20 protein-coding genes are annotated in these 24,180 nt (G+C 48.6%); 7 read left to right on the forward strand and 13 right to left on the reverse strand.

Annotated elements, in window-relative coordinates:
• Positions 1–16 precede the first annotated feature (16 nt).
• The 5 genes from folK to sfsA all read right to left on the reverse strand — a co-directional run bounded on the left by folK (position 17) and on the right by sfsA (position 4,146).
• Positions 17–523, reverse strand: coding sequence for a 2-amino-4-hydroxy-6-hydroxymethyldihydropteridine diphosphokinase (folK, locus tag CWI78_RS08705; RefSeq protein WP_126782232.1), 507 nt, complete (start codon positions 521–523; stop codon positions 17–19).
• Positions 510–1,838: a polynucleotide adenylyltransferase PcnB gene (gene pcnB / locus CWI78_RS08710; protein WP_126782234.1), complete on the reverse strand. Its 1,329-nt coding sequence runs from the start codon at positions 1,836–1,838 to the stop codon at positions 510–512. The genes folK and pcnB overlap by 14 nt, the downstream gene beginning before the upstream one ends.
• 150 nt (positions 1,839–1,988) lie before the next feature.
• Complete coding sequence (gene gluQRS, locus CWI78_RS08715) at positions 1,989–2,840, reverse strand: tRNA glutamyl-Q(34) synthetase GluQRS (RefSeq protein ID WP_126782236.1); 852 nt, start codon at positions 2,838–2,840, stop codon at positions 1,989–1,991.
• A gap of 6 nt (positions 2,841–2,846) precedes the next feature.
• On the reverse strand, positions 2,847–3,299 hold the full coding sequence (dksA, locus tag CWI78_RS08720) for an RNA polymerase-binding protein DksA (protein ID WP_054489640.1): 453 nt from the start codon (positions 3,297–3,299) through the stop codon (positions 2,847–2,849).
• A 142-nt stretch (positions 3,300–3,441) separates the two neighbouring features.
• Positions 3,442–4,146 (reverse strand): DNA/RNA nuclease SfsA, encoded by a 705-nt coding sequence (gene sfsA, locus CWI78_RS08725; RefSeq protein WP_126782238.1) that lies wholly within the window; start codon positions 4,144–4,146, stop codon positions 3,442–3,444.
• A 56-nt stretch (positions 4,147–4,202) separates the two neighbouring features.
• On the opposite strand from sfsA, the gene pepB reads away from it, so the two are divergent.
• From pepB to mrcB, 3 genes are read left to right on the forward strand one after another with little or no spacing between them, the layout of a single operon-like run.
• On the forward strand, positions 4,203–5,501 hold the full coding sequence (gene pepB, locus CWI78_RS08730) for an aminopeptidase PepB (RefSeq protein ID WP_126782240.1): 1,299 nt from the start codon (positions 4,203–4,205) through the stop codon (positions 5,499–5,501).
• Between the two features lie 6 nt (positions 5,502–5,507).
• Complete coding sequence (gene hrpB, locus CWI78_RS08735) at positions 5,508–7,970, forward strand: ATP-dependent helicase HrpB (protein ID WP_126782242.1); 2,463 nt, start codon at positions 5,508–5,510, stop codon at positions 7,968–7,970.
• Positions 7,970–10,237, forward strand: a complete 2,268-nt coding sequence (mrcB, locus tag CWI78_RS08740) for a penicillin-binding protein 1B (RefSeq protein WP_126782244.1) — start codon at positions 7,970–7,972, stop codon at positions 10,235–10,237. Before hrpB ends, mrcB begins: the two co-directional genes overlap by 1 nt.
• Positions 10,238–10,275: 38 nt before the next feature.
• On the opposite strand, the gene hemL is transcribed toward mrcB, so the two are convergent.
• The 4 genes from hemL to CWI78_RS08760 all read right to left on the reverse strand — a co-directional run bounded on the left by hemL (position 10,276) and on the right by CWI78_RS08760 (position 14,781).
• Positions 10,276–11,559 (reverse strand): glutamate-1-semialdehyde 2,1-aminomutase, encoded by a 1,284-nt coding sequence (gene hemL, locus CWI78_RS08745; protein WP_126782246.1) that lies wholly within the window; start codon positions 11,557–11,559, stop codon positions 10,276–10,278.
• A gap of 15 nt (positions 11,560–11,574) precedes the next feature.
• Positions 11,575–12,588: an aspartate carbamoyltransferase gene (locus CWI78_RS08750; RefSeq protein WP_126782248.1), complete on the reverse strand. Its 1,014-nt coding sequence runs from the start codon at positions 12,586–12,588 to the stop codon at positions 11,575–11,577.
• 70 nt (positions 12,589–12,658) lie between these two features.
• Positions 12,659–13,090 carry a protoporphyrinogen oxidase HemJ gene (gene hemJ, locus CWI78_RS08755; protein WP_126782250.1) on the reverse strand — a complete coding sequence of 144 codons (432 nt, stop codon included), beginning with the start codon at positions 13,088–13,090 and terminating at the stop codon, positions 12,659–12,661.
• Complete coding sequence (locus CWI78_RS08760) at positions 13,087–14,781, reverse strand: chloride channel protein (protein WP_126782252.1); 1,695 nt, start codon at positions 14,779–14,781, stop codon at positions 13,087–13,089. Before CWI78_RS08760 ends, hemJ begins: the two co-directional genes overlap by 4 nt.
• Before the next feature lie 96 nt (positions 14,782–14,877).
• On the opposite strand from CWI78_RS08760, the gene CWI78_RS08765 reads away from it, so the two are divergent.
• The 3 genes from CWI78_RS08765 (at position 14,878) to pepQ (ending at position 17,432) form a co-directional block, all read left to right on the forward strand.
• Positions 14,878–15,624: a DUF6776 family protein gene (locus CWI78_RS08765; RefSeq protein ID WP_126782254.1), complete on the forward strand. Its 747-nt coding sequence runs from the start codon at positions 14,878–14,880 to the stop codon at positions 15,622–15,624.
• Between the two features lie 56 nt (positions 15,625–15,680).
• Positions 15,681–16,031, forward strand: coding sequence for an iron-sulfur cluster insertion protein ErpA (gene erpA, locus CWI78_RS08770; protein WP_126782256.1), 351 nt, complete (start codon positions 15,681–15,683; stop codon positions 16,029–16,031).
• Positions 16,032–16,115: 84 nt separating this feature from the next.
• Positions 16,116–17,432, forward strand: a complete 1,317-nt coding sequence (pepQ, locus tag CWI78_RS08775; protein ID WP_126782258.1) for a Xaa-Pro dipeptidase — start codon at positions 16,116–16,118, stop codon at positions 17,430–17,432.
• Between the two features lie 5 nt (positions 17,433–17,437).
• On the opposite strand, the gene CWI78_RS08780 is transcribed toward pepQ, so the two are convergent.
• Both CWI78_RS08780 and CWI78_RS08785 read right to left on the reverse strand, forming a co-directional pair.
• Positions 17,438–18,547 carry an anhydro-N-acetylmuramic acid kinase gene (locus CWI78_RS08780; protein WP_126782260.1) on the reverse strand — a complete coding sequence of 370 codons (1,110 nt, stop codon included), beginning with the start codon at positions 18,545–18,547 and terminating at the stop codon, positions 17,438–17,440.
• Positions 18,547–19,863, reverse strand: a complete 1,317-nt coding sequence (locus CWI78_RS08785; RefSeq protein ID WP_126782262.1) for an OapA family protein — start codon at positions 19,861–19,863, stop codon at positions 18,547–18,549. The genes CWI78_RS08780 and CWI78_RS08785 overlap by 1 nt, the downstream gene beginning before the upstream one ends.
• A gap of 198 nt (positions 19,864–20,061) precedes the next feature.
• On the opposite strand from CWI78_RS08785, the gene tyrS reads away from it, so the two are divergent.
• Complete coding sequence (gene tyrS / locus CWI78_RS08790; protein ID WP_126782264.1) at positions 20,062–21,267, forward strand: tyrosine--tRNA ligase; 1,206 nt, start codon at positions 20,062–20,064, stop codon at positions 21,265–21,267.
• A gap of 61 nt (positions 21,268–21,328) precedes the next feature.
• On the opposite strand, the gene CWI78_RS08795 is transcribed toward tyrS, so the two are convergent.
• Entirely contained in the window at positions 21,329–23,329 is a 2,001-nt protein-coding gene (locus tag CWI78_RS08795) for a methyl-accepting chemotaxis protein (protein ID WP_126782265.1), read from the reverse strand.
• Between the two features lie 30 nt (positions 23,330–23,359).
• The gene (locus tag CWI78_RS08800; RefSeq protein ID WP_126782267.1) at positions 23,360–24,178 is read right to left on the reverse strand and encodes a symmetrical bis(5'-nucleosyl)-tetraphosphatase; all 819 of its coding nucleotides are present in this window, start codon (positions 24,176–24,178) and stop codon (positions 23,360–23,362) included.
• Positions 24,179–24,180: the final 2 nt, after the last annotated feature.

A 24,180-nucleotide genomic window follows, 5' to 3' on the forward strand; every position in this document is an offset into this window, starting at 1 on the left:
CGCACCTTCAGCAGTATTAGATTATTATTTCAGACGAACAGATTATCACGTCTAAGCCGTCTTCGGTAAGTGTCTCTGTCTGTTGCTTAACGGTATTTCCGTTTGGAAGAAGCTTGTCAGGCGCTATTTCGGCTAAAGGGAAAAGAACAAAGTTGCGCTCGTATAAGCCCGGATGGGGTATTTGTAACTGTTGTGAGTGATGTTTCTCTTCGTTAAAAAGCAACAAATCAAGGTCCAGCGTGCGCTCGCCCCAGTGCCTCACTCGTTTGCGACCAAAGGCGTCTTCAATATCGTGCAAAGCTTGTAGAAGTTCGGCTGCTGCTAGCTCAGTTGTTACCGAACAAACTGCATTGACGTAATCGGGTTGATCTTGCGGGCCCATCGGCTTACTACCGTATAGAGATGAATAAGCCGATAATTGCCAGCGCGGGTTCTCATTCAGTGCTTTTAGAGCCGACAGAAGGTTTTCTGTCGGCTTGCCCAGGTTACTGCCCAGTGCAATAAACGCTTTATGTTGCGTCATTACCTTTATTTTCCTGAGGTTTACGGCGCGGGCCACGACGACGGCGCGGTTTACGACGCCCGGGAGCTCCAGCCCCTGGTCCTGGCTTGGCGGCTTTTAACTGGCCCGGATTATCTTGTGCTTTGCTCCAGTGGGCCGCAAGGTCAGACAGTTTTTTGTCGCCACTTTCTGCGTGAGAGCGCAGTAGTAAAAAGTCGTACGCGGCGCGGAAGCGTTTGTGCTCCAGAACTTTCATGGCACGAGCGCCTTTTGTTACATTAAGCCTGCGTTGTAACTGCCAGATATCTCTGGCTGGTAAACTAAAGCGTTTAGGCAGTGACAGGCGTTGTGACTGTCTGTGAATAACGTCAGCCGCAGCAACATTCAGCGCATCCATTGGCGGCAGACCGCCTTCGTTCTCAAGTTGCTCGCGCCGCGCCTGTAGTGGCCACCATAACAATACCGCAATTAAGTAAGCTGGCGTAACACGCTGTTCTTCGGCAATACGCTTGTCAGTATCCTTAAAGGCTTTCAGCATCATCTGGTAAGGCGGCGCCTGTTCATCTTCCAGATAAATTTTCAGCATAGGGAATAATTGCTGGAACAGTCCAAACTCGGTCATCATCAGGAAGTTAGCTTCGGCTTTTCCCGACATAAACATTTTCAGAAACTCGTCAAATAAGCGAGCCGGAGGGATATTGGTCAGTAGTGGCGCGAGCTCTTTTAACGGACCGCTGACAGAATCGTCCATCTGCATATTCAGCTTGGTAGCAAAGCGTACTGCTCGTAACATTCTTACCGGATCTTCACGGTAACGCACTTCCGGGTCGCCAATCATGCGCAAAATACCGGCGTTAATGTCGTCGACACCGTTGGCAAAATCGTAAATGGCAAAATCGGCTATATTGTAATAGAGCGCGTTGGCGGTAAAGTCACGACGCTCGGCATCTTCTTCGATGCTGCCATACACGTTGTCGCGAACCAGTTGACCATGTTCGTCCTGGTCTGCCGTTCGGTTTTTCTTATTCTCTTCCTGAGGGCTGTCACCATGATGTCCACGGAAGGTGGCAACCTCGATCACTTCCCGCCCAAATACAACATGGGCCAGGCGAAAGCGACGACCAATTAAGCGACAGTTACGAAACAGTGACTTTATCTGTTCGGGTGTGGCGTTGGTCGTAACGTCAAAATCTTTGGGTTCAAGTCCTAATAAAATATCACGGATACAGCCGCCGACCAGATAGGCTTCAAAGCCACTGTTATGCAATCGGTAAAGAACCTTTATGGCATTTTTACTGATAGCATTACGGGATATTGGATGCTTGTCCCTGGGAATAATTTGTAATTTGGGTAACCGGCTGGATTCAGGCTCTGCCGTCTTACTGGAAAAGGCTCGCTTCGCCAGTGCTTTAATTCGCTTAATAATGGTGGTTCTCCCTTACCATTGTTTTTATTCAGAATCAGTTGTTGTTTGGATATTGTACCGTTAACGACCCGTTATATGCCACTTTTTGCGCCAATTTTGCAACGCCAGCTGCAATATTTCGGTGGCAGAGCTGTGTTGCAGTTCTGGTTCAAGGTCAATGTCCAGGTAATTCAGTGCGGTGAGCAGGTTGTGGCTGACCTTGCCAGAGTCTATTGGCGGTGCGTGATTCTGCTTGCTCAGCTTGCGTCCGTCGTCATTCATTATCAGGGGTAAATGCATCATTCCGGGTTGTTTACCCGTGAGCTCCTGCCATAAGGTCAGTTGCCAAAAGCTGGGCGTGATTAAGTCGCTGCCACGGACAACATCGGTAACTCCCTGTTCAATATCGTCAACCACAACAGCCAATTGATAGGCGTACAGACCGTCCCGGCGTCTAAGCACAAAGTCTTCGCTCACCGATGCTGAGTGGTCGGTGATTATGCCATGAGCGCGGTCATTAAATTCATTGACTGGGTTCTGGTTAACAAAGCGTAAGGCGAATGGATTGGAGCGGGGCTGGCGGCTTCGGCAATAACCATCGTAATGTGCGCTGCGGGCACGGATAGCCCGGCGACTGCAATCGCACTGATAAAGGCGCTGCGCCTGTTGCAACAGTTCTAGCTGATGTTGGTAAACAGAGTCACGTTGGCTTTGATATAAAATGGATCCGTCCCACTCTAAACCGTGCATTTCTAACTGGTTTAAAATGGTATCTGCCGCTCCGGCAACCGCACGTGGCTTATCAACATCTTCGATGCGGACTAACCACTCACCGTCGTGTGCTTTTGCATCTAAGTAACTGCCGAGGGCAGCAACTAATGAACCCAGATGCAAAGGCCCTGAGGGTGTCGGCGCAAAACGGCCACGATACATGAGCCGTTAGGCTCCGGTCATTTGTTTCTCTTTGATTTCGGCCAGCGTTTTACAGTCGACGCACTGGTCAGCTGTAGGACGAGCTTCTAAGCGGCGAATACCAATTTCAATGCCGCAAGAGTCGCAAAAGCCAAAGTCGTCTTCTTCTATCTTTTGTAAGGTCTTTTCAATTTTCTTAATCAATTTACGTTCGCGGTCGCGGGTACGTAATTCGATGCTGAACTCTTCTTCCTGAGCAGCGCGGTCTACCGGATCAGGGAAATTCGCCGCTTCATCTTTCATATGATGCACGGTGCGATCAACTTCTTGACGTAATTGACGACGCCATTCTTCCAGAATACGACGAAAATGCGACCGTTGCGCATCGTTCATGTACTCTTCGCCCTGTTTCTCCTGATACGGCTCTAAGCCGGCCATCGCCAGGATGCCATGGGTTTTCTTATCCTTGCCTTGAGGCATCATGGATCTCCTACATTCTCTATTAAAGAGTGCTTTAAAAGCGTGCGTTTAAAAAAAGGACGCTACGTATACCAGAAAGGATTCTTGTTGGCAACGTTATTAGCATCAATTTTCGTGCCTAAAATCGCGAGTGCACTGAGTTTCAAAGGGTTACAGGTACTGGTCTCTCCAGTTTAATTTCCTGTGGTGTTGCAATACACTTCACTGCGTAAAATTCAACGCCTGCTGACTCCGCTTGTTGGCAAAGTTCGGCGTATTTCGCATCAATATGCGATGCTGGCATAACGCTGTCGATACCTTGGTGCATTACCATGTAAAGCTGTATCGCACGATGTCCGTCACTAACCACCTGCATTAACTCGTTCAGGTGTTTATGAGCTCGCTGGCTCACCGCATCAGGAAAGTAACCGCGTGAACCATCCGCCAAAGTGACACTTTTGACTTCGACAAAACATTCGCGATTGTCTGAGTCTCTTCCCCACCAGTCTATGCGGCTCTTCTCATTGCCGTAACGCTGTTCTGGTTTGTGCTCCTGCCATTCGCTAAGCTGAGGCATGAGCTCTGTTTTTAATAGTTCGCCAGCCATGCGGTTGGCGTGCTGCGTATTAACCACAATCATTTCGCCCTTACTATTCTGGGCTAACTCCCAGGTCAGTGAGTATTTACGTTTGGGATTATTGGAAACGCTGCACCAGACTTTGGACCCTGGTTCAGCGCAGCCGGTCATGGCACCGGTATTGGGGCAGTGGACGGTGGTAATATCACCATCGCCAAAGTCGATGTCGGCCAAAAAGCGCTTGTACCTTTTTTGTAAAACTCCGGAGCGTAGGGGCTTGTTAAATTGCATCAGCGACCTCATAACTCTAGTATAAACAGATAGCAAATTATCGGTAGAGGTACAGAATGTCCAGCGCACTAGCAATTTATTTAACTCAGGAATCCCCCGCAGACTATTGGAACCCGAAATCAAACTTAGTATTCGGTGAAAATAAAGCACAGATCATATTAGTCGATGACGAAGCAGAGAACTTGCGGCGTATCCAAAAAGCCGGGCGCACCTTGGACAATACCGGGGCCGTAACTATTGAAGCTGCTGGTAGTGACTGGAACCTGGAGCGTCAGTGGGCGTTGTCTCAAGGCTTCACATCAACCTTGTCGACTAACCAGGTGATCTGGAGTAAAACCGATGAGCCCGCAGCCAAAGAGCTTGATGCCATGCGTGAGGCGACACGTTTCAGCCGCGAACTCACCAACTTATCAGCAGAAGAAATTTATCCGGAAAGTCTGGCCAAACGGGTCACCGAGCATTTTAAAGCTCTGGCGCCGGATGCTGTTAGCGCGGAATTCATAAAAGGCGAAGCACTGAAAGATGCCGGCTGGATGGGAATCTATACGGTGGGTCGTGCCAGCCAGCACGCACCGGGTTTACTGGTGCTGGATTACAACCCAACCGGTGATAAGAATGCGCCAGTCGAAACGGCTCTGATTGGTAAGGGGATTACTTACGACAGCGGTGGTTACAGTATCAAACCCAGCGAAGGCATGTTGTCGATGAAGTGTGATATGGGCGGTGCTGCGACCGTATCCGGTGCGTTGTCACTGGCGATACGTCGCGGCCTGAATAAACGGGTGAAGTTACTGCTTTGCTGCGCTGAGAACATGATTGATGGCCGCGCTTACAAGCTGGGTGACATTATTCGCTATAAAAACGGTTTAACAGTTGAAGTTGTTAATACCGATGCAGAAGGTCGCCTGGTGCTGGCCGATGGCTTACAAGCAGCGGGTGAGTTTGGTGCTAAACAGATTATTGATGCGGCTACCCTGACCGGCGCGGCGCAAATGGCGGTTGGTAATGAGTACAACGCATTGTTTAGTGTGGATGAGGCTGCTGCGACTAAAGCGTTGGCCAACGCCGATAAAGAAAACGAATTATTGTGGCGCTTACCGTTGGCTCCATGGCACAGTGAAAACTGCCCGTCGCCTTTTGCTGATACGGCCAATAGCCGCCCTCAAAAAGGCGGCGGGGCCGGTGGTGCCAGTAATGCCGCGGGCTTTTTACTCCGCTTCGCGCCCAATAAAGGTCAAGGTTGGCTGCACTTTGATTTAGCGGGCGCATACCAAAAATCGGCTACTTCTATGTGGGCGACAGGCGCAACGGCTGCTGGTGTTCGTACCATAGCCGCTACCGTAAAAGGTGATTAATTTGGCATGACCTTGCCGATTGAGAGCGTACTGCCGGAGTTGGCGAAAGCCTTCCCGGCAGCGCGTGTCGTTATTGAGGCGCCGCCCGGTGCCGGAAAATCAACACAGCTTCCGTTATTTCTGTTGCAGCAAGGTATTGCCAATGACGGCCTTATTGTCATGCTGCAACCCAGGCGTGTTGCTGCGCTGAATATTGCTCACTATTTGGCTAAACAGCTGGGCGAGCCAGTGGGTGAGCAGGTCGGTTACACGGTACGCGGTGACAGCAAGCGCAGTAAGTCCACCAAGTTACTCATTATTACCGAAGGCGTGTTAGTGCGATGGCTGCAGGACGATCCTGAGCTTAGCCGCATTGGTACACTGATTTTCGATGAATTTCATGAACGTAATTTACACAGTGACTTGAGTCTGGCGCTGGTTATTGACGCGCTGCCCCTGCGTCCGGATTTAAACCTGTTGATTATGTCGGCCACCTTACCGGCAGAAAGTCTTAAGGCCTGGTTAGAGAACTACTGCGACGACGTTCGGGTTCTGCGCAGCGAAGGCCGGAGTTTTCCTGTTGAGTATCACTATCGGCCACCACCTCATATCACTCAATGGCTGACTGAGTTACCCAAAGTGGTTGTCGAAGCCCTTGCAGTGGCCGAAAAAGGCGTTTTGGTTTTCCTGCCCGGTGTCTATGAAATACAAAAGGTTGCTACGGAACTTAGCCAACGACTCCGTCCGGGAACACTCATTTTACCTCTGCACGGGCGTATCCCGTTGCAGCAACAGCGGCAGGTATTAAAGGCTGAGGACGAAAAACGCATTATTCTGGCAACCAATATTGCTGAAACCAGCTTAACTCTGGACGGTATTGATGTGGTCGTCGATAGTGGTCGAGAGCGGCGTGCTCAGTATCTGCCTCAGTACGGATTAAGCCAGCTAATTACGCAGCGTATTGCTAAAGCTTCGGCAACACAGCGTGCGGGGCGTGCAGGCCGTCAGCAGGCTGGGAAGTGTTTTCGTCTGTGGTCGCGTTCCGATGAACATGGCTTTGCCGATTACGCGCCGCCGGATGTTGCCACTCAGGATTTATCCGCATTAGTACTGGATGTGCTGCGTTGGGGCAGTGAGGTAAATCAGCTGGCCTGGTTTTCTCAGCCCGACCCCGGCCATTGCGCTGCGGCTATCGACTTTTTAGTCAGTACCGGCTTAATCAAGCAGGGACAGTTAACCGCAAAAGGCAGACAGCTGGAATCTGGCGGCTTTGATCCCCGAACTTTACTGGTAGCTGATGCAACCAAAGCGTTGGGTAAAGCTCAGCAAGCTGCTATGGCTCGTGTTCTGGCTACACTGGAAGAGCCGCAAACCAGCGTTAAAACAGTCGATCTGTCTGAACGCACCCAGCAGCATTATCAACAACGAAACCAGGCGCCTTTGTGGCAACAACGCTGGCGCTATTGGTTAAACCATTTTGGGCTGAAAGAAGTTGCAGAAACCGCAGAAGCCAGTGCAGAAGGCCTCGCCGTCGCCTTACTGCAGGGTTACCCCGATCGAGTCGCAAAGTACGATGCCAGCCGGGATGACTTTCAATTGGCCTGTGGTGGTCGTGTTAGTGGCGACAACAGTCGTCTGAAGCAGCCAGCTTGGGCGATTATTTTTGATGTCACTTTTCATGAGCAAGACACGACAGGGCGCAGTCGCTGCTTGTTACCTTTGGGCGATGTCTCGTCGTTGCTGAAAGAAGCCAGTATTCCTTCAAAGACCTTACAAACGGCTGAATGGGTGGGAGAACAGCAACAACTGCGACAAATAACCCGTACTCAGCTGGGCTCAGTCGTACTGAGCCAGACGACGAATAGTGGCCCGGTTTCTAATGAACAAAAAGCCGAAGCTTTTTGCGGGTGGCTGCGCGATAAAGGCCTGGATAAGCTCAATTGGAGTCAACGCGCTCAACAGCTGCGACGGCGGGTCTACTGGCTGCAACAAGCCGGAGAGCTAAGTGTTTACGATATGAGCCATGCAGGGTTACTTAATAACCTGGAGCAATGGGCTGCACCATACTGGACGAATTTCCGCTCATTAAAGCAATTGCAGCAGTGGGATCCCTACGAGGCTTTGTGTTATTTTCTCGACTATTCAGACTTACAGAGACTCAACTCGGCCTGTCCCGAATGGTGGCTGACGCCGACAGAGCGTAAAGTGTTTATAAATTATCTGGACGAGAACCCCCGGGTTGAGGTCAAATTGCAGGAAATGTTTGGTGTCTCTGAGTCGCCCAAGATTATCGATAATCGGCAAGTGGTGACCGTTGATCTTCTGTCGCCGGCGGGCCGGTTGTTGCAGCGAACCAATGACCTTGCCAGCTTTTGGCAAAACGCTTATGCCGACGTGCGTAAAGAAATGCGAGGTCGTTATCCGAAGCATCCCTGGCCTGAAGACCCGCTGAATGCAATTGCAACGTTTAAAACCAAAAGGCAGCTGTAGTGATTAAAAGTCGGTGGTTTCAATACCTATTCTGGACAAGTTTTAAGATAGGGCTGGTGCTTATCGCCGTCGTCGGTCTTTATGCTATCTACCTGGATGCCAGCTTATCCCGCCATTTTAGTAACGACCGCTATCAGGCGCCTGCGCTGGTTTATGCCGGAGAGGTAAGGCTTGAACAAAACCATCCTATGCGTTTACAGCGCTTAGTCGACATTTTGGAACGGGTAGGTTACCAGCGCAACAGCAATACTGAACAATCAGGTTATTATTCGGTGGGCGAAAGCAATGTCATGGTGCACCGCCGCCCCTTTGATTTTTCAGACGGGCCACAAATGGCTCAACGAGTTCAAATTAACTTCCGGGGCGAACGTATCGCGTCTTTGAAAAGCTGGCCCAGTGGACGAGAAATAGAAAGCTTCCGGTTGGAGCCTGAACTGATAGGGCGTATTAGTACTTTGAGTAAAGAAGATAGGCTGCTGGTCGGATTGGAAGTGGTGCCAAACTTACTCATTGAAACGTTACTAAAAGTTGAGGATCAAGCGTTTTATCATCATCAGGGCGTATCGCCCTGGTCTATTTTACGGGCTCTGGCTGCCAACGTTAGAGCAGGCAGAACGGTGCAAGGTGGCTCCACCCTCACTCAGCAGTTAGTTAAGAATCTTTATCTGACCAGAGAACAAACATTGTGGCGTAAATTTCATGAAGCCATGATGTCACTGGTTATCGATTACCGATTTGATAAAAATACGATTTTAGAAACGTATCTGAACGAGGTTTACTTCGGTCAGGATGGGAGAAATGCCATTCATGGTATCGGACTGGCCAGTCAGTTTTATTTTGGTAAGCAAGTTCAGGAGCTCAACCCAAGCGAAGTAGCTCTGATGGTGGGAATGATAAAAGGGCCTTCTTATTATGATCCCAGGCGCTTCCCTGAACGCGCAAGACAGCGGCGGGATACGGTCCTTAAAGTCATGTTTGAGAATGACTTAGTCGGCAAAGATAACTATGTTGCAGCCGTTGAGCAGGAACTGGATGTTAAGGAAAGCCGTCGTCTGGTCGAGCATCCATACCCACATTATATGGACCTGGTGCGGCGTGAAATGAAGCGCATTGTCTTACCGGAAGACTGGCAGGACACTGGGTTAAAAATCTTCACACATTTGCAGGTGGATGTACAAAATTCGGTGCAACGCTCGTTGGCACAACAGCTGATGGCTGATGGTGAAGATGCGAAGTTAGAGGGCGCCATGGTGGTGGCGGATTACCGTAATGGTACCGTCAGCGCACTAGCCGGAGGGCGTTTGGGTCAGGCATTAGGATATAACCGTGCATTGTTAGCCTTGAGGCCTATAGGTTCTTTGATGAAGCCGATTATTTACGCTGCGGCTATGCAGGATTCGGGTATTGGTTTGCACACTCCGGTTGCCGATGAGCCTATTATTCTGTCAGATAAAAATGGCAAAGAATGGCAGCCAAATAATTACGATGAAACCTTTAGCGGCAGTCTGCTACTTTATGATGCGTTGGTTCAGTCAAGAAACTTGCCCGCCGTCAGGGTGGGCATGGAAGTTGGTATTGACCAACTGGTGAGTTACTTACGCGAACTGGGGGTGACAACGCCGCTGCAAGCATACCCCTCATTGACTTTAGGCTCCGCATCTTTGTCGCCTATGGCCGTGACACGAATATACAGTGCTTTAATGAACAACGGTCATTATCAGCCTTTGGCGGCGGTTTCTTCTATAACCACTCATCAGGGGGACGTTTTGTATCGTCGCCAGTCACCCGAAGCAAAAGAAGTGTTTGACCAAAGTGTCTCTTATTTAACGCGCTATGGTTTACACGGTGTGGTGGCTGAAGGTACCGCCAGCCGTTTACAGAGCGCACTGGCGGGACAGACTTTGGGCGGAAAAACAGGGACGACCAATGATTATCGTGACAGTTGGTTTGTTGCTGTCGATGGAGAGCAAGTGGTCACTGTCTGGTTAGGGCGTGACGACAATCAACCTGTGGGTCTGACCGGAAGCAGCGGAGCGCTAAAAGTGGCAGCTGACTTCTATGGTGACTTACCGCCATTGAGCATGTCGCTGGATGTACCCGAGCCTTTGATGATGCAGAACTTTCATCCAACAACGGGACAAAAAATTCCAGATGATTGCGCTAATGGTCGCCGGTTACCAGCAGAGGAAATCAGGCTTCCCGAGGATATTACCTGTGAAGGAAATATCCGCGAGAAAAACTGGTGGGAACGTTTGTTCGGTGGCTAAAAGCGCCCAGGCCAGGGCCAGGCGCTATAGCCGCAAAGCTAGACTAACTTAGCAAACGCTTTTTCAGCCGCATCCAGTGTTTGTTGGATGTCTTCTTCGCTGTGTGCCGCAGACATAAAGCCGCCTTCAAAAGCAGAGGGTGCCAAATAAACACCTTGCTCTAACATGGCGTGATAGAAGGTTTTAAAGTGTTCCATATTGCACTGTGTAGCCTGAGCGTAAGTGGTTACTTCAGGCTCTTCGGTAAAGAAGAAACCAAACATGGAACCCGCGCGATTGGTTGTCATTGGAATACCGGCTCGGTCGGCTCGTTCTTGTAAGCCGTTAAGTAAAGTATCAACCCGTTGGTAAAGTTGATCATACAGACCTGGTTGGGATAATTGCTGCAACGCCGCTAAGCCTGCAGCCATAGCAACCGGGTTACCTGATAAGGTACCCGCCTGATAAACAGGACCGACCGGAGCAATGTAGTCCATCACTTCTTTTTTGCCACCAAAGGCGCCCACTGGCATACCGCCACCAATAACTTTACCCAAGGTAGTCAGGTCAGGTTTTACATTGTAACGTTCCTGGGCTCCGCCGGGAGCCACGCGGAAACCGGTCATGACTTCATCAAAAATTAAGACCGAACCGTGCTCGTCGCAAATGCTGCGCAACCCTTCCAGAAAGCCTTCAACCGGTGGAATACAATTCATGTTGCCGGCGACAGGCTCAACAATAATGCAGGCAATTTGGTCGCCCATTTCAGCAAAAACTTGTTTCACTGATTCAATATCATTGTAATTCACGGTGAGGGTGTGTTTAGCAAAGTCTTCCGGAATGCCGGGCGAATTAGGTACACCCAGAGTCAAAGCACCTGAACCGGCTTTCACCAGCAAAGAGTCAGCGTGACCATGGTAGTTACCTTCAAACTTCAGAATTTTATCGCGGCCAGTGTAGCCACGAGCAAGCCGAATAGCGGTCATAGTGGCTTCAGTGCCCGAGTTCACCATGCGTACTTTTTCAATTGAAGGCACAATTTTTCGAATCATCTCCGCCATGGTGATTTCAACTTCGGTTGGCGTACCGAAACTCAGACCACGTTGAGCGGCTTGTATTGTTGCTTCTAAAACAGAAGGGTGGTTATGACCCAGAATCATAGGACCCCATGAGCCAACATAGTCTATGTAACGTTTGCCGTCTGCATCGAACATATAAGCGCCTTCAGCGCGCTCAAAGAAGATGGGTGTACCACCAACGCCATTAAAAGCCCGAACCGGCGAGTTAACGCCGCCAGGAATACTGATTTGTGCTTGAGTGTATAAATCTTCTGAGCGACTCATGTCGTAACTACCTCTTTACTGTTGGCTTTTCTCGCTGTACCAGTTGACCTCACATTGGTGCTTATCAACTTGATCAACGACCCCAAGTGTTAATGCAAACAGAGCCATACGAATTAATACGCCGTTGTCTGCCTGGCGGAAAATAGCCAGGTTGGGGTTTTGGTTTAAATCATTATCCAGTTCATTTGCCTCGGCACGCGAGTCTCGCGGCAGCGGGTGCATAATGACGGTATTCGGTTTGTAGTGCTTAGTGTATATATCCTGGTTTAAACGAAACTTGCCGCGGTACTGATCTGCGTCTTCCGGGCTGGCAAAACGTTCTTGCTGAATGCGAGTCTGATAGACAATATCAGCGTCGACAATACCGTCGACTTTCTCTGTGACATTGACACGGTGACCTGCGTTTTCCAGCGTATCTAATACGGAGCCGGGCATAGAAAGTTCACGTGGAGAAATTAAAGTGAACTTAATATTTTTGTACATGGATAGCAGCGTCGATAGCGAGTGAACGGTACGTCCATATTTTAAATCGCCAATCATGCAAATGTGCATGTTATCAATGCTTTGCTGATGATATGCCAGTTCTTTTTGAATGGTGTAAAGATCCAGTAGTGCCTGCGTGGGGTGTTCATTTGCTCCGTCACCGCCGTTAATGACAGGTACCCGGCTGCCTTCGGCAAACTCCCTCACGGAACCTGATTTTGGGTGACGCATAGCAATAACGTCACTGTAGCTGCTTAGCACACGAGCGGTGTCGTAAAGCGACTCACCTTTGGCTATGGCAGAACTTTCCATTCCGGTGGTTTCCCGTACTTCGCCCCCTAACAGGTTGAACGCAGTACCAAAGCTGACCCGGGTGCGGGTAGATGGCTCAAAGAACAGGTTGCCGAGAATAGCGCCGTCGAGAACGCGGGTGCGTGTTCTGCGCCTTGCATAAGGTTGCATCTTGTCAGCAACGGAGAAAATATAATCGATACTGTCGCGATCGAACTGGTTTACAGAAAGAATGTTGGAGCCGGTGAAATTCATCTTTAGGTGCGCCTCTGCCGCAGAATGTCACTGGGCGCACACTATAGCAAATCATGTGGCACAAGAGAATCTAATAAGGCTTAACCACGGCCAAAATTATGATCGCGAACAGTGCCAGTACCGGAAGCTCATTGAACACGCGATAAAATCGATGGCTACGACGATTGGTACCGGTTTTAAAGTCTTTCAACAGCTTAAAGCAGTATCCGTGGTAAATATAAAGCAATAAGACCAGCACCAGCTTGGTGTGCATCCAGCCACTGGCGGCAAACCAGGCAGAACCGTAAGCAAAAATAAGTATCACGCCGAAAATCAGAGTGAGAATCGCGAAGGGTGTCACAAAATAGAGCAAGCGCCTTTCCATAACGCAAAGCTGTTCGTCGACAGCGGGTTTAGCGTTCATGGCGTGATAGACAAATAAGCGGGGCAAATAGAAGATGCCGGCAAACCAGGCAACCATAAAGGCAATATGCAGCGCTTTAACCCATAATATCCATGTCATGACAGTTCTCTCTGTAAGGCTTTTCGGACGATTTCCCAAGTCACAATACCACAGGGTTGGCCGTCATCGTTTTCATAGATGTAAACCGCGCCACGGCGTTGCTGACCGATTTCATCATAAACCTCTGCCAGGGTGGATGTCACACGGATGCCTTTAATGGGTGTATAGCTTAGGCTGGGGCTATCTCCCGCATTAATATCATAAGAAACCAGTCGGTAGATGGCTTGATTGTCTTCATCCACTGACATCACGATAACGGTTTTTGCCTGCGCCGATTCAAGTGCGTCGACCAGTTCATTTTGAGTGGGCTCAAGCAGCAATTTAAAGTCTGTTTCCATGACATTCTCAACGCCTGTTTTTTGCAGAGCAACATGCACTGGCGCCAATTGATAAGGCAAACCCTGCAATTCGAGCTGGGCGATAAAAATCGATTTAGACTTTAAGAGTTGGCTTGATATCAGATAGGCTGGCACGATAACCAGCATGGCGGGAATGATGATCTCCACGCTACGGGATAATTCAACAATCGCCAATAGAGCCGCCATGGGGGCATGGATACAAGCGGCTAAAATTCCAGCCATGCCCAACAGGATAAAGCTGTCAAAAGACAGTGCCTGCTGAATTCCGAGGCCGTTGACAGCACCAACAAACACGGCTGCGATGATTGCGCCGATACCAAACACGGCACCAATTAACCCCCCGGGTATGCCCATTCCTAACGCAATAGCAGAGGCAAAAAGTTTGGCAATCAGCAAGGTGGTCAATAAGGACATGTGCCCCTGATGGTTCAGTACTTGCTCAATAGCGGTCAGTCCCGGCCCTAAGCTGGTGGGTATAATCACTGCCAGCATGGCGGTGATAAGGCCGGCAAACAGCAAACGAGTAAACAATGACATGTCCTTTACGGTTTCCATGACATCCAGCATGAGCTTTTTAAACAGTACGCCGACTAACCCAAGCACAACACCGAGTAAAACCACCCAGGGCAGCTGTGTGGTGGGAATATCTTGCGCTGACAACACGGCCAGCTCGGATGCCACACCAAAAATCTCTTCGGTAATGAGCGAACCGGCAACTGCTGAGAGCATTACCGGAATGAATACGTGAACTTTATACTCCCGGAGCACCACTTCCATGACCAGAACCATAGCGGCCAAAGGGGTATTAAAGGATGCAGCAATGGCAGCTGCGATACCGCAGGCGGCAAGGGTGCGAAGAGCATTTTTGGGGGCGTCAAAGTGAAAGCCGAGCCAGGTAGCTGCCGCGGCGCCTAAATGCACGGCAGGGCCCTCTCGGCCGACACTAAAACCTGCTACAAGGGCAATGATTCCACCGAAAAATTGGTTAACGGTACTGCGCCAGGGCAGCATGCCATAATGTTGCTTCATGCGGTGAATGACATAAGGGATCCCCATCCGTACATGCTTAGATCCTGACAGTCTGAACAGGCCATACACGAGTACTGCAGCGATTATGGGCAGTAAGAACCGGTAAGTGGTTGGTAAAGGTTGTTGCCAATAGCCGTCATTACCGACAAGATAGGCGCCTTGTTCAATGGCAAAGCGAAAGCCGGCGATCATAAGAGCAGCGAGAATGCCGCCAGTCAGTCCCAATAGACAAATTGCGATGGTGGTCGACGGCGTCGCCAGTTGTTTTCGCAGTTGTTGTCGGAGTGCTGATCTAGAGGCCATTGAAATTAGGATCCTTAACGTAAACCGTGGGATGTCGCTTGCATATTTATCAATAACATATCAGCATAAACGCTTGATGGAAATGAGCTGGAAGTTATGAAGCCCTATTTTAACCTGAAATATTGGCAGCAACGCTGGGGAGCGTTCCCTGTGTTTGCGGTCATGATTTTGGTCGCTGTACTGGTTACCTACTTGGCGTATTTGGCCGGTGTATGGCATGCGAAAGCACTAAAAGAAGAAGTTGCTGAACAGGAGCAACAGCTGGAACAGCTGTATCAACGACTGGAGCAGATGGAATATCAACGCCATGTGCTGCAAGTGGAGTTGGATATCGAGCGCTCGGCCAACCAAAGTTTGCAAGACGAATTGAGCGCACTGCAAAACGATAACTATGGCTTGCGACGTGACTTAGCCTTCTATCAGAAAATTATGGCGCCGGAGTTGCAGGAGAGTGGTGTTACTATCGATTCGCTGACAATTACGCCGAATCGTTCTGAAGATCACTTTCATTTTTCTTTGGCACTCTTGCAAATTGAGCAGCGCCGTAACTTTGTTCAGGGTAACGTTACGGTAGAGCTTGTGGGACGCATAGATGGCAATAAAAAACGTTACGATTTACTCGAGTTAGCTAACATAGGTAAGGATGACCGTAGCTTTTCAATGCGCTACTTTTCGTTGTATGAAGGCGACTTTTTTATGCCTGAAGGGCTTGCGCCTGAACGGATTGAAGTTAAAGTCCGCCTAACTAAGGGTGGCAATGGTACTCTGGACAGAGCGTTCTTCTGGAAAGAAATTAACCGGGGTGATGCGACGCCCAGTGTGCGTAGTGATGGTGATACTTGACCAAAATACTCAGGTAAGAGAAAATAGTCGTAGAGTTCAACAAGGGTAGAGAAATCATGAGCAGTGCAGCAGAGCAAGCAATGCCGATTGAGTTCACTGAACAAGCGGCGAGCAAAGTGGGTAAGCTGATTGCTGAAGAAGAAAACCCAAATTTGAAGTTACGTGTCTACGTAACCGGAGGCGGATGTTCTGGCTTCCAGTATGGTTTTACCTTTGATGAAAAGAAAAACCCGGGTGATATGGAAATAGAGAAAGACGGCGTCACTCTTTTAGTGGATCCTATGAGCCTGCAATATCTAATGGGTGGTGTGGTCAGCTATGAAGAGGGACTACAAGGCTCTCGCTTTTTTGTCGACAATCCAAATGCCACAACAACCTGTGGTTGCGGTTCAAGCTTCTCAATTTAAGACTAAGCTTCTATCCGCCCGAATGGCTGAAAGTTTTAAGCTTTTCCGCTAGAATAACCTCACAATTTTTTGTGAGGTTTTTTTATGGGCGCGTACGCAGAACACATCAAGACAGTTTGTAACCGCTTTGATAAGGCGTTAGACGATAATCATTTTGAATCGGTACTGATTTACTCGGGTCAGCCCCGCGTGGATTTTCTTGATGATAACGCGCCGCCGTATCGGGTTAACCCACTATTTAAGTATTGGGTTCCGGTCACAGAAAGCCCCAAAAGTGCTATTTTTTATCGTAAAGGCAGCCAACGTCCAACGGTTTATCTGTTTCAGGCTCGTGATTTTTGGCATGCCGCAGTCAGTATTCCGGAAGAAGAATGGCAGCAGCATGTCGATTTAAAAATTATTGATGACTTAAGCATGCTGACTGAGGACTTAGGCAGCGAATTAGAGCAATCCGCTTTTATTGGTGAAGACTTCGCTCAACCAGTGAGTGACTGGAAAGTGAAGGCACGTAATCCTCAGGCGTTAATCGATCATTTGCACTTTCACCGTTCAATAAAAACGGAGTGGGAAGTGGATAACCTGCGCGAAGCGAATAGACTAGCAGCGAAAGCTCATGTTGCCGCGAAAGAAGCTTTTTATGCTGGTAAAAGTGAGCTGGAAATACATCATGCGTACCTGGGGGCTATCGATTTTCGTGAGTCACAGGTGCCTTACAACAGCATCGTTGCATTGAACAGTCATTCTGCCATTCTACACTACGATGTTTACGATACAGTCCCACCTAAGCAAATTCGCTCGTTCTTAATTGATGCTGGCGCACGGTACCGCGGCTACTGCGCCGATATCACCCGTTCTTATGCTTATGAAGAAGGTTTTTACGCCGATCTGGTGGAGGCTATGGATAAAGCTCAACAAGAGCTACTGAGCGAGATTAAGCCCGGCGCGAGTTATTACGATTTGCATGTGTCAATGCACCTTAAGGTCGCACAAATACTCAGTGACTTTGATTTTATTAAGGGTGATGCACAAAGCATTTACGACAAAGGCTATACTAGCGCCTTTATGCCGCATGGACTGGGTCATTTTATTGGTTTGCAGGTGCACGATGTTGGTGGCTTCCTAAAAGACGATAAAGGTACCAGTTACGAGCGCAGCGAACGTCATCCGTTCCTACGCTTACTACGTGATATTGAAGTGGGTCACGTATTTACTATTGAACCGGGCCTGTACGTGGTTGATCAGTTACTGGAAGAACATAAAGACAGTGCTGATATCAATTGGGATAAAGTGGATGAGCTTCGTCCGTACGGTGGTGTGCGAATTGAAGACAGTATTGTCGTTGGAAGCGATGGCAATGAAAACCTGACGCGTGATGCGTTTAAAGAGCTTGGCGCTGAATAAACAGGCTATTGATGTAGGACTTTAGCGCCTAATACGACCGGGTGACTGGCTCCTGTTACAGCAGGCTGGTTACCCGGTTTTTTATGTTCGTAACACCATCCTAGCCAGGCAAATGCCATCGCCTCGACCCATTGTGGGTCTACTCCAAGACTTTTCGTGGTATCACATTTAGCCGGCGATAAGAGTTGAGCTAAGCGTTCCATCAATAACGGATTATTGGTACCGCCGCCACAAAAATAAATGGCGTCTGGCTGTTGTGGTAGTGTTTTCAGAGCGTCGGTGATGCTGGTAGCGGTAAGCTCCGTTAATGTGCGCTGGACGTCTTCAGAAGGGACTTCCTGATCTGCTAGTTGTAGCTTCAGCCAGTCCAGATTAAATTCTTCCCGGCCCGTGCTTTTCGGTGCAGGCTTTGAAAAGAAAGGGTGCCGTAACAACTGTTCTAGTAAATCAGTCTGAACTTGGCCTGCGCGAGCAAACTGTGCGTCTTCGTCGAAACTCTTATCCGGATAACAATAGTGAATCCACTGGTCGAGCAAGGTGTTGGCTGGGCCTGTATCAAAGCCTAAAACTTGTCCTTTAGGTCCAAGCCAGGTAACATTGGCTATGCCGCCCAAATTTATCACCACAATACTTTGTTTTTCACGGGCAAAAGTCTGTTGATGAAACGCCGGAACCAAAGGCGCACCCTGACCACCTACTGCAATGTCCTTGCGGCGAAAGTCATATATGACATCAATACCTGTACGAATCGCCATGCGGGTAGGGTCGCCAATTTGATACGTATAAGACGGAACTAAATTGGGTTTATGCCGTATGGTTTGACCATGGCTGGCAATGGCGACGACTTCTTCTGGCCTGACTTTGGCGATTCGAAGAAGCGTAAGGACGGCTTCAGTACAGTGTTCTGAAAAAGCAATATCCAAACTGGCCAGTTCATCTGCAGACCAGGCATTGGTATGGCTGATAGTCAGTAATCGAGTACGCAGTTCCGGTGGAATGGGTAGGGAGTGCTGAGCTTCAAGCTTAAGCGAACCTTGCGCGTCTATCTGGACTAATGCCGCGTCTACTGCATCCATACTGGTGCCCGACATCAGTCCGATAAAGCGCTGAAACATTATCGCATCGCCAGATAAACGCGCTTATTGTCGTTGAGTATTGCCATAACCTGATCAGCGTGCTGACGGAAGGAGGGTAGTTCTGACTCAGCTAATGACTTGGCTTTAGGTAACTCAACAGTGCGGGGGTTACGGTGTACGCCATCGACCAGGAACTCATAGTGCAAGTGAGCGCCGGTGACACGGCCTGTTGCTCCGACACGGCCAATGACCTGACCCTGCTTAACGCGATCGCCTGTACGTACATGCTTACGGCTCAAGTGCAAATACTTGGTGACGTAGCGCTCGCCGTGCTGAACAAAGATGTAATTACCATTTAACGATGTATAACCCGCTGCAACGACTTTACCATCACCGGATGACATCACCGGGGTACCAGTAGAGGCTGCGTAATCAATACCATTGTGTGGGCGTACTCTGCCGGTTACCGGGTGTAAGCGGCGAGGATTGAAGCTCGAGCTGATGTAGGTAAAGTTAACCGGTGAACGCAGGAAGGTTTTACGCATAGCACGACCATTCGGTGTGTAATACTGTCCGTTGTCATGCAAAATGGCTTGAAAATTTTCGTCCCGGTTAACAAATTCTGCAGCTAATATTTTTCCGTAACCGACAAACTCTCCATCAACGTAATGGGTTTCATAAAGCACACTGAACTCGTCGTTTTTACGCAAGTCCAGGGCAAAGTCGATATCCCAACCAAAAATATCCGCAATGCGCATAATTTGGTTGTCGGTAAGGCCTGAATCAATACCGGCATTCCAGAAGCTCGAGTCAATGACGGCATGAGTAAACTCAGTACGAACTTCCACTTCTTTGGTTTCAACTTCGGCGACAAAATTATCATTCTGACGAGTGATAATGAGTGTTTCGGTATCATTTATTTGATGAGCTAACTGGACAAGCTGGTCTTCGCTGTCCGTGGCAAAACGCAGCAAGTCGCCTGGGTGAACCTTACGCAGAAGTTTGGCTTCGTCTCCAGACTCGGTAACGCGGTAAAGCTGTTGAGCGCTGAAGCCCACTTTACTGAATATTTTGGCTAAGCTGTCGCCAGATTTAACTTGATAAGTTTGCCAGGTCAGCTCTGAACTTTCTGAGCTCTCGCTCGCGCTTGATTGCTCAAAGGCCAACTCTAACTGGTAGCGCTTGCCCGGCATGAGTTGTTCTGCCGAGGTACTGTTCTTAGACGCAGTGGCAGGTTCTGACGGAATGATCAGTAACAACAATAGGGCAACGCTGATCGCACTGATCAGAATTTTATGAGAGTGCGGAAGTTGCAGGAACATCCGCTGAATTTGGGTGACAAATTTTAATGTCATATTATAGCGCACTTCACTTTCTTTATTGTGATTATCCAGTAAACAAGCGGCTTACCGCAACTGTTTACGACCACAGAATAACCTTATGGTTTCGAGGATAATACGAAAAAATGAAGAATACCAGCTTATTGAGCTTAAAACAGTGTTAAGAATGGCGTAAAATGGCTGGTTTATGAGTTTTTACAGTTGGAGAAAAGGATGAAAACCGAAGTGGCGGAAGCTATTGCCGAGATTACTCGCGGTGCCGAAGAAGTTTTACTCGAGCAGGAACTGGCTGAGAAATTAGCGAGTGATAAGCCGCTGATAGTGAAAGCCGGCTTTGACCCAACTGCACCTGACCTGCATTTAGGGCATACGGTTTTAATTAATAAACTGAGAGTGTTCCAGGATTTCGGTCACAAAGTGGTTTTTCTTATCGGTGACTTCACTGGCATGATAGGTGACCCGACAGGTAAGAATGTCACCAGAAAGCCGCTGACCACAGAGCAGGTTATTGCTAACGCAGAAACTTATAAAGAGCAGGTTTTCAAAATACTCGATCCGACTAAAACGGAAATTCGCTTTAATTCCGAGTGGATGTCGAAAATGGGGGCTGCCGATATGATTAAGCTAGCGGCCCGTCAAACCGTCGCACGTATGTTAGAGCGTGATGACTTTAAAAAGCGTTATCAGAATAATCAATCCATCGCAATTCACGAATTTTTGTATCCTTTAGTACAGGGGTGGGACTCGGTTGAGTTAAAAGCCGATGTTGAGCTTGGTGGTACCGATCAGCGATTTAATCTGCTGATGGGACGCGAACTGCAAAAAGAAGAAGGGCAGCGTCCTCAGACTGTCATCATGACACCGTTGCTGGAAGGATTGGACGGTGTGCAGAAAATGTCGAAGTCGCTGAATAACTATATTGGCATTACCGAACCGGCGAATGACATGTTTGGTAAAATCATGTCAGTGTCCGATGAGCTGATGTGGCGGTACTTCCAGTTACTCAGTTTCCGTTCCATTACTGAAATTGATGAATTGAAAGCAGCGGTCGCCGATGGCAAAAACCCGCGCGACGTCAAAGTCCTGTTAGCGAAAGAGATTATTGCCCGCTTCCACTCTGAGGATGCTGCAGAAAAAGCTGAACAAGATTTCATTCAGCGGTTTCAAAAAAATGCCTTGCCCGATGATATTCCTGAAAAAACAGTGAATGTTGGCGCCGAAGGCATGGCAATTGGCAATGTTTTAAAAGCAGCCGGGCTTGTCGAATCAACCTCTGAAGCGTTGCGGATGATAAAGCAAAATGCCGTTAAAGTGGATGGTGAGAAGTTCAGTGACTCTCGTTATATCTGTACGGAGAATGATTCCGGAGTGTACCAGGTAGGCAAACGGCGCTTCGCTAAGATTAACTTAACAGCTTAACCGGTCGATGATTCCGACAATAAAAAAGGCGCCAGTTGGCGCCTTTTTTGTTTCCATGCTTTTAGACTCTGAAACTTTTGATGGAATCTTGCAATTCATCGGACAGTTTCGCAACTTCGTTGGAAGCCTGGGCGGTCTGTTTTGAACCAGAAGCGGTTTGTTCTGCAATCGAAACGATAGACTCAAGACGCTCACTGATATCGTGCGCCGTGCTGCTTTGTTCTTTCGCGGCATTCGCAATGTGATTACTGCTGTCAGATGCCTGGTGTACAGACTCTGTAATGGATTGCAGTGCCTGAGCGGCTTCATCAGATTGTTGCACGCTTAATTCAGCTTGTTCACGGCCTTTGTTCATGACGGTCACCGCACGTTGCGAGTCATTTTGCAGGCTTTCGATCATGTCCTGAATTTCTTCGGTCGATTCCTGAGTACGGCTGGCCAGGGTACGAACTTCATCGGCAACGACGGCGAAGCCTCGACCTTGTTCACCTGCTCGAGCAGCTTCAATAGCGGCGTTTAGGGCCAATAAGTTGGTTTGATCCGCGATGCCACGGATAACATCCAGAATACCACCAATGTTTTTGCTGTTTTCGGATAACTGGTCGATAACCTCAGATGCACTTTGAATCTCGCGGGCCAAGCCTTCGATAGTCGAGCGGTTTTTATCAGAGATTTCACGAACACGCTTCGCTTCATCATCAGAGTGTTGAATTTCACGTAATGCCTGTTCGGCACCATCAGCCATTTCGCTGGCGGTGCTGTTCATTTCTTGAGTGGCCGTTGCAACTTGTTCAATTTGGCGGCGCTGCTCATCTATGGCGTTGGTGGTTTCGTCAGAAACATTGGATGACTGCTCAGCGGCAGTCGCCAACTGAGTCGCACGATTTGCAATACCTTCGATTAATTTACGCAGGTTGCCTGTCAGCTTATTCGTGTTGGAGGCTAACTCACCAAATTCGTCCTGAGCGTCATAGTCAACTCGCTCGGTCAGGTTACCGTCGGCCATAATGTTCAGCATGTGGTTAACGCGAGATAGTGGCTGGCTAATGCTGCGAACTGTATACCAGGAAATGAGAACAGCCAAAGCGACAGAAACAATCGTAATAATACCATTGAGCCAGCTGCTGGTAGAAATGGCGTCGGTCACTGAAACACGGGTGTCTTCAGCAATTCCCTGAACAGCGTCCTGGAGTTCATCCGATTCTGTCATTAGAGTATTTAGCTGAGTTTGTGACTGATCAAGTGAGTCTTCTGCATCCAGTCGTAACTGCTGGCGACGAATCACGTTATCAGGGTAGGAACCACTGCCTTGAAGACTCTCCAGAGCATCGCGAACCGTTGTAATCGCATCAGTAACCATTGTTTCGGCGTTGCCGGCGGGCTCGCTGCCCAAAACTTCTAGACGAGGACGAATACTGTCAATGTTGATATCGATTTCACTGCGAATCACTTCGGCTGAGTCTAATTTGTTCGCTTTGTTTAAGTCATACATTAAGGTAATAAGGCTGGACAACGAGGACTCGATATTATTGGCTTCTCGAGAAATGACATCATTATCAGACATATCCATAGTGTCCAATAACATAATAGCGGCGTCATCAATGTTAAATGCAATTTCATCCAATTGAGAAGCTGTGACCGTTTGCAGTTCCAGGTATTCGCGCTGTTGACTAAATAAGCGATCGATTAAATCAACGTACTGTTGAGAATCCTTTTCAATGGTATTAATTAGGCTACTCTGACCGGCGCCTTTAATCAGTCTTTTCAGTTCCTCAAGAGAGGAGAAGAGGGAATTACGGGATGTCTCAAACTCTTCTCTGTGCTTATCAACCTGGGCCACATCCTCATCGTAGAAAGTTTCTAACTGCACGCTGGCCAGTTCAAGAATATCGACTTTAGCCGCAGCAACTTCATTGAGTGCGGGCACGGCTTGGTCGTTGAGATTATCAACCGATGAGCCAATGCTGTTGATATTAAACAACGAGCTTAAGCTAATGATGAGTAACAGCAATGTAATGATGGCAAAGCCACCAATAACTCGCATGGCAACAGTAATTTTCATGAAACTTTCCTCAGCACTGCATGATGATTATCACTTTCCGGAAAAAGCCGGTTGATGAAAGAATGTTTTACTTTCAACGTTATATAACGTCATATGCTGACCCCAGACACAGCCAGTATCGAGCGCTATTACATCTTGACGTCGGGTTTCACCCATTAACGCAGCCCAGTGTCCAAATACTACGCGACTCTCAGATTCGGGCCAAAAGTTAAACCATGGCTTTAACGAATTCTGCGATGAACTTTGATACGGATTATCTTTTTTCGAAAATTCGAGTTCACCGTCCGGGCTGCAGTAACGCATTCTGGTAAACGCGTTCACTATAAAACGGTATCGGTCGAATTCTTGCAGACTTGAGTCCCATTTTTTCGGAGAGTCGCCAAATAGTTGCTGCATACAGCTTTCGAACTGCTCTCCAGCGAGAACATTTTCAACTTCGTTAGCGTATTTGGTTGCCTCACCCAGCGTCCACCACGGGTAAATCCCTGCGTGAGCCACCACCGTTTTTACGCTGTTTAATGGTTTTAGCAAAGGTTGATGGCGAAGCCAGTCAAGCCAGGCAAAGCGTTGCTCATCGGCCAGCAGTTCATCGAGTTTGTCTTTCGGGTTAGGCTTGCGAAAACCAAGCAGCACAGCCATTAGGTTTAAATCATGATTACCTAGTACGGTGTGTACTGAGCCACTATTTTGGTAAAAGAATTTCAGGGCGTCGCGGGAATTGGGGCCACGTGCAACAATATCACCGACACACCATAGAGAATCAACCGTCGGGTTAAATCCAACCTGACTCAACAGGGCCTCAAGCTCACGAAAGCAGCCCTGAATATCACCGACAATATAGTGGCTCATAA

The sequence above is a fragment of the Idiomarina ramblicola genome (assembly GCF_003987255.1).
Classification (GTDB): domain Bacteria; phylum Pseudomonadota; class Gammaproteobacteria; order Enterobacterales; family Alteromonadaceae; genus Idiomarina; species Idiomarina ramblicola.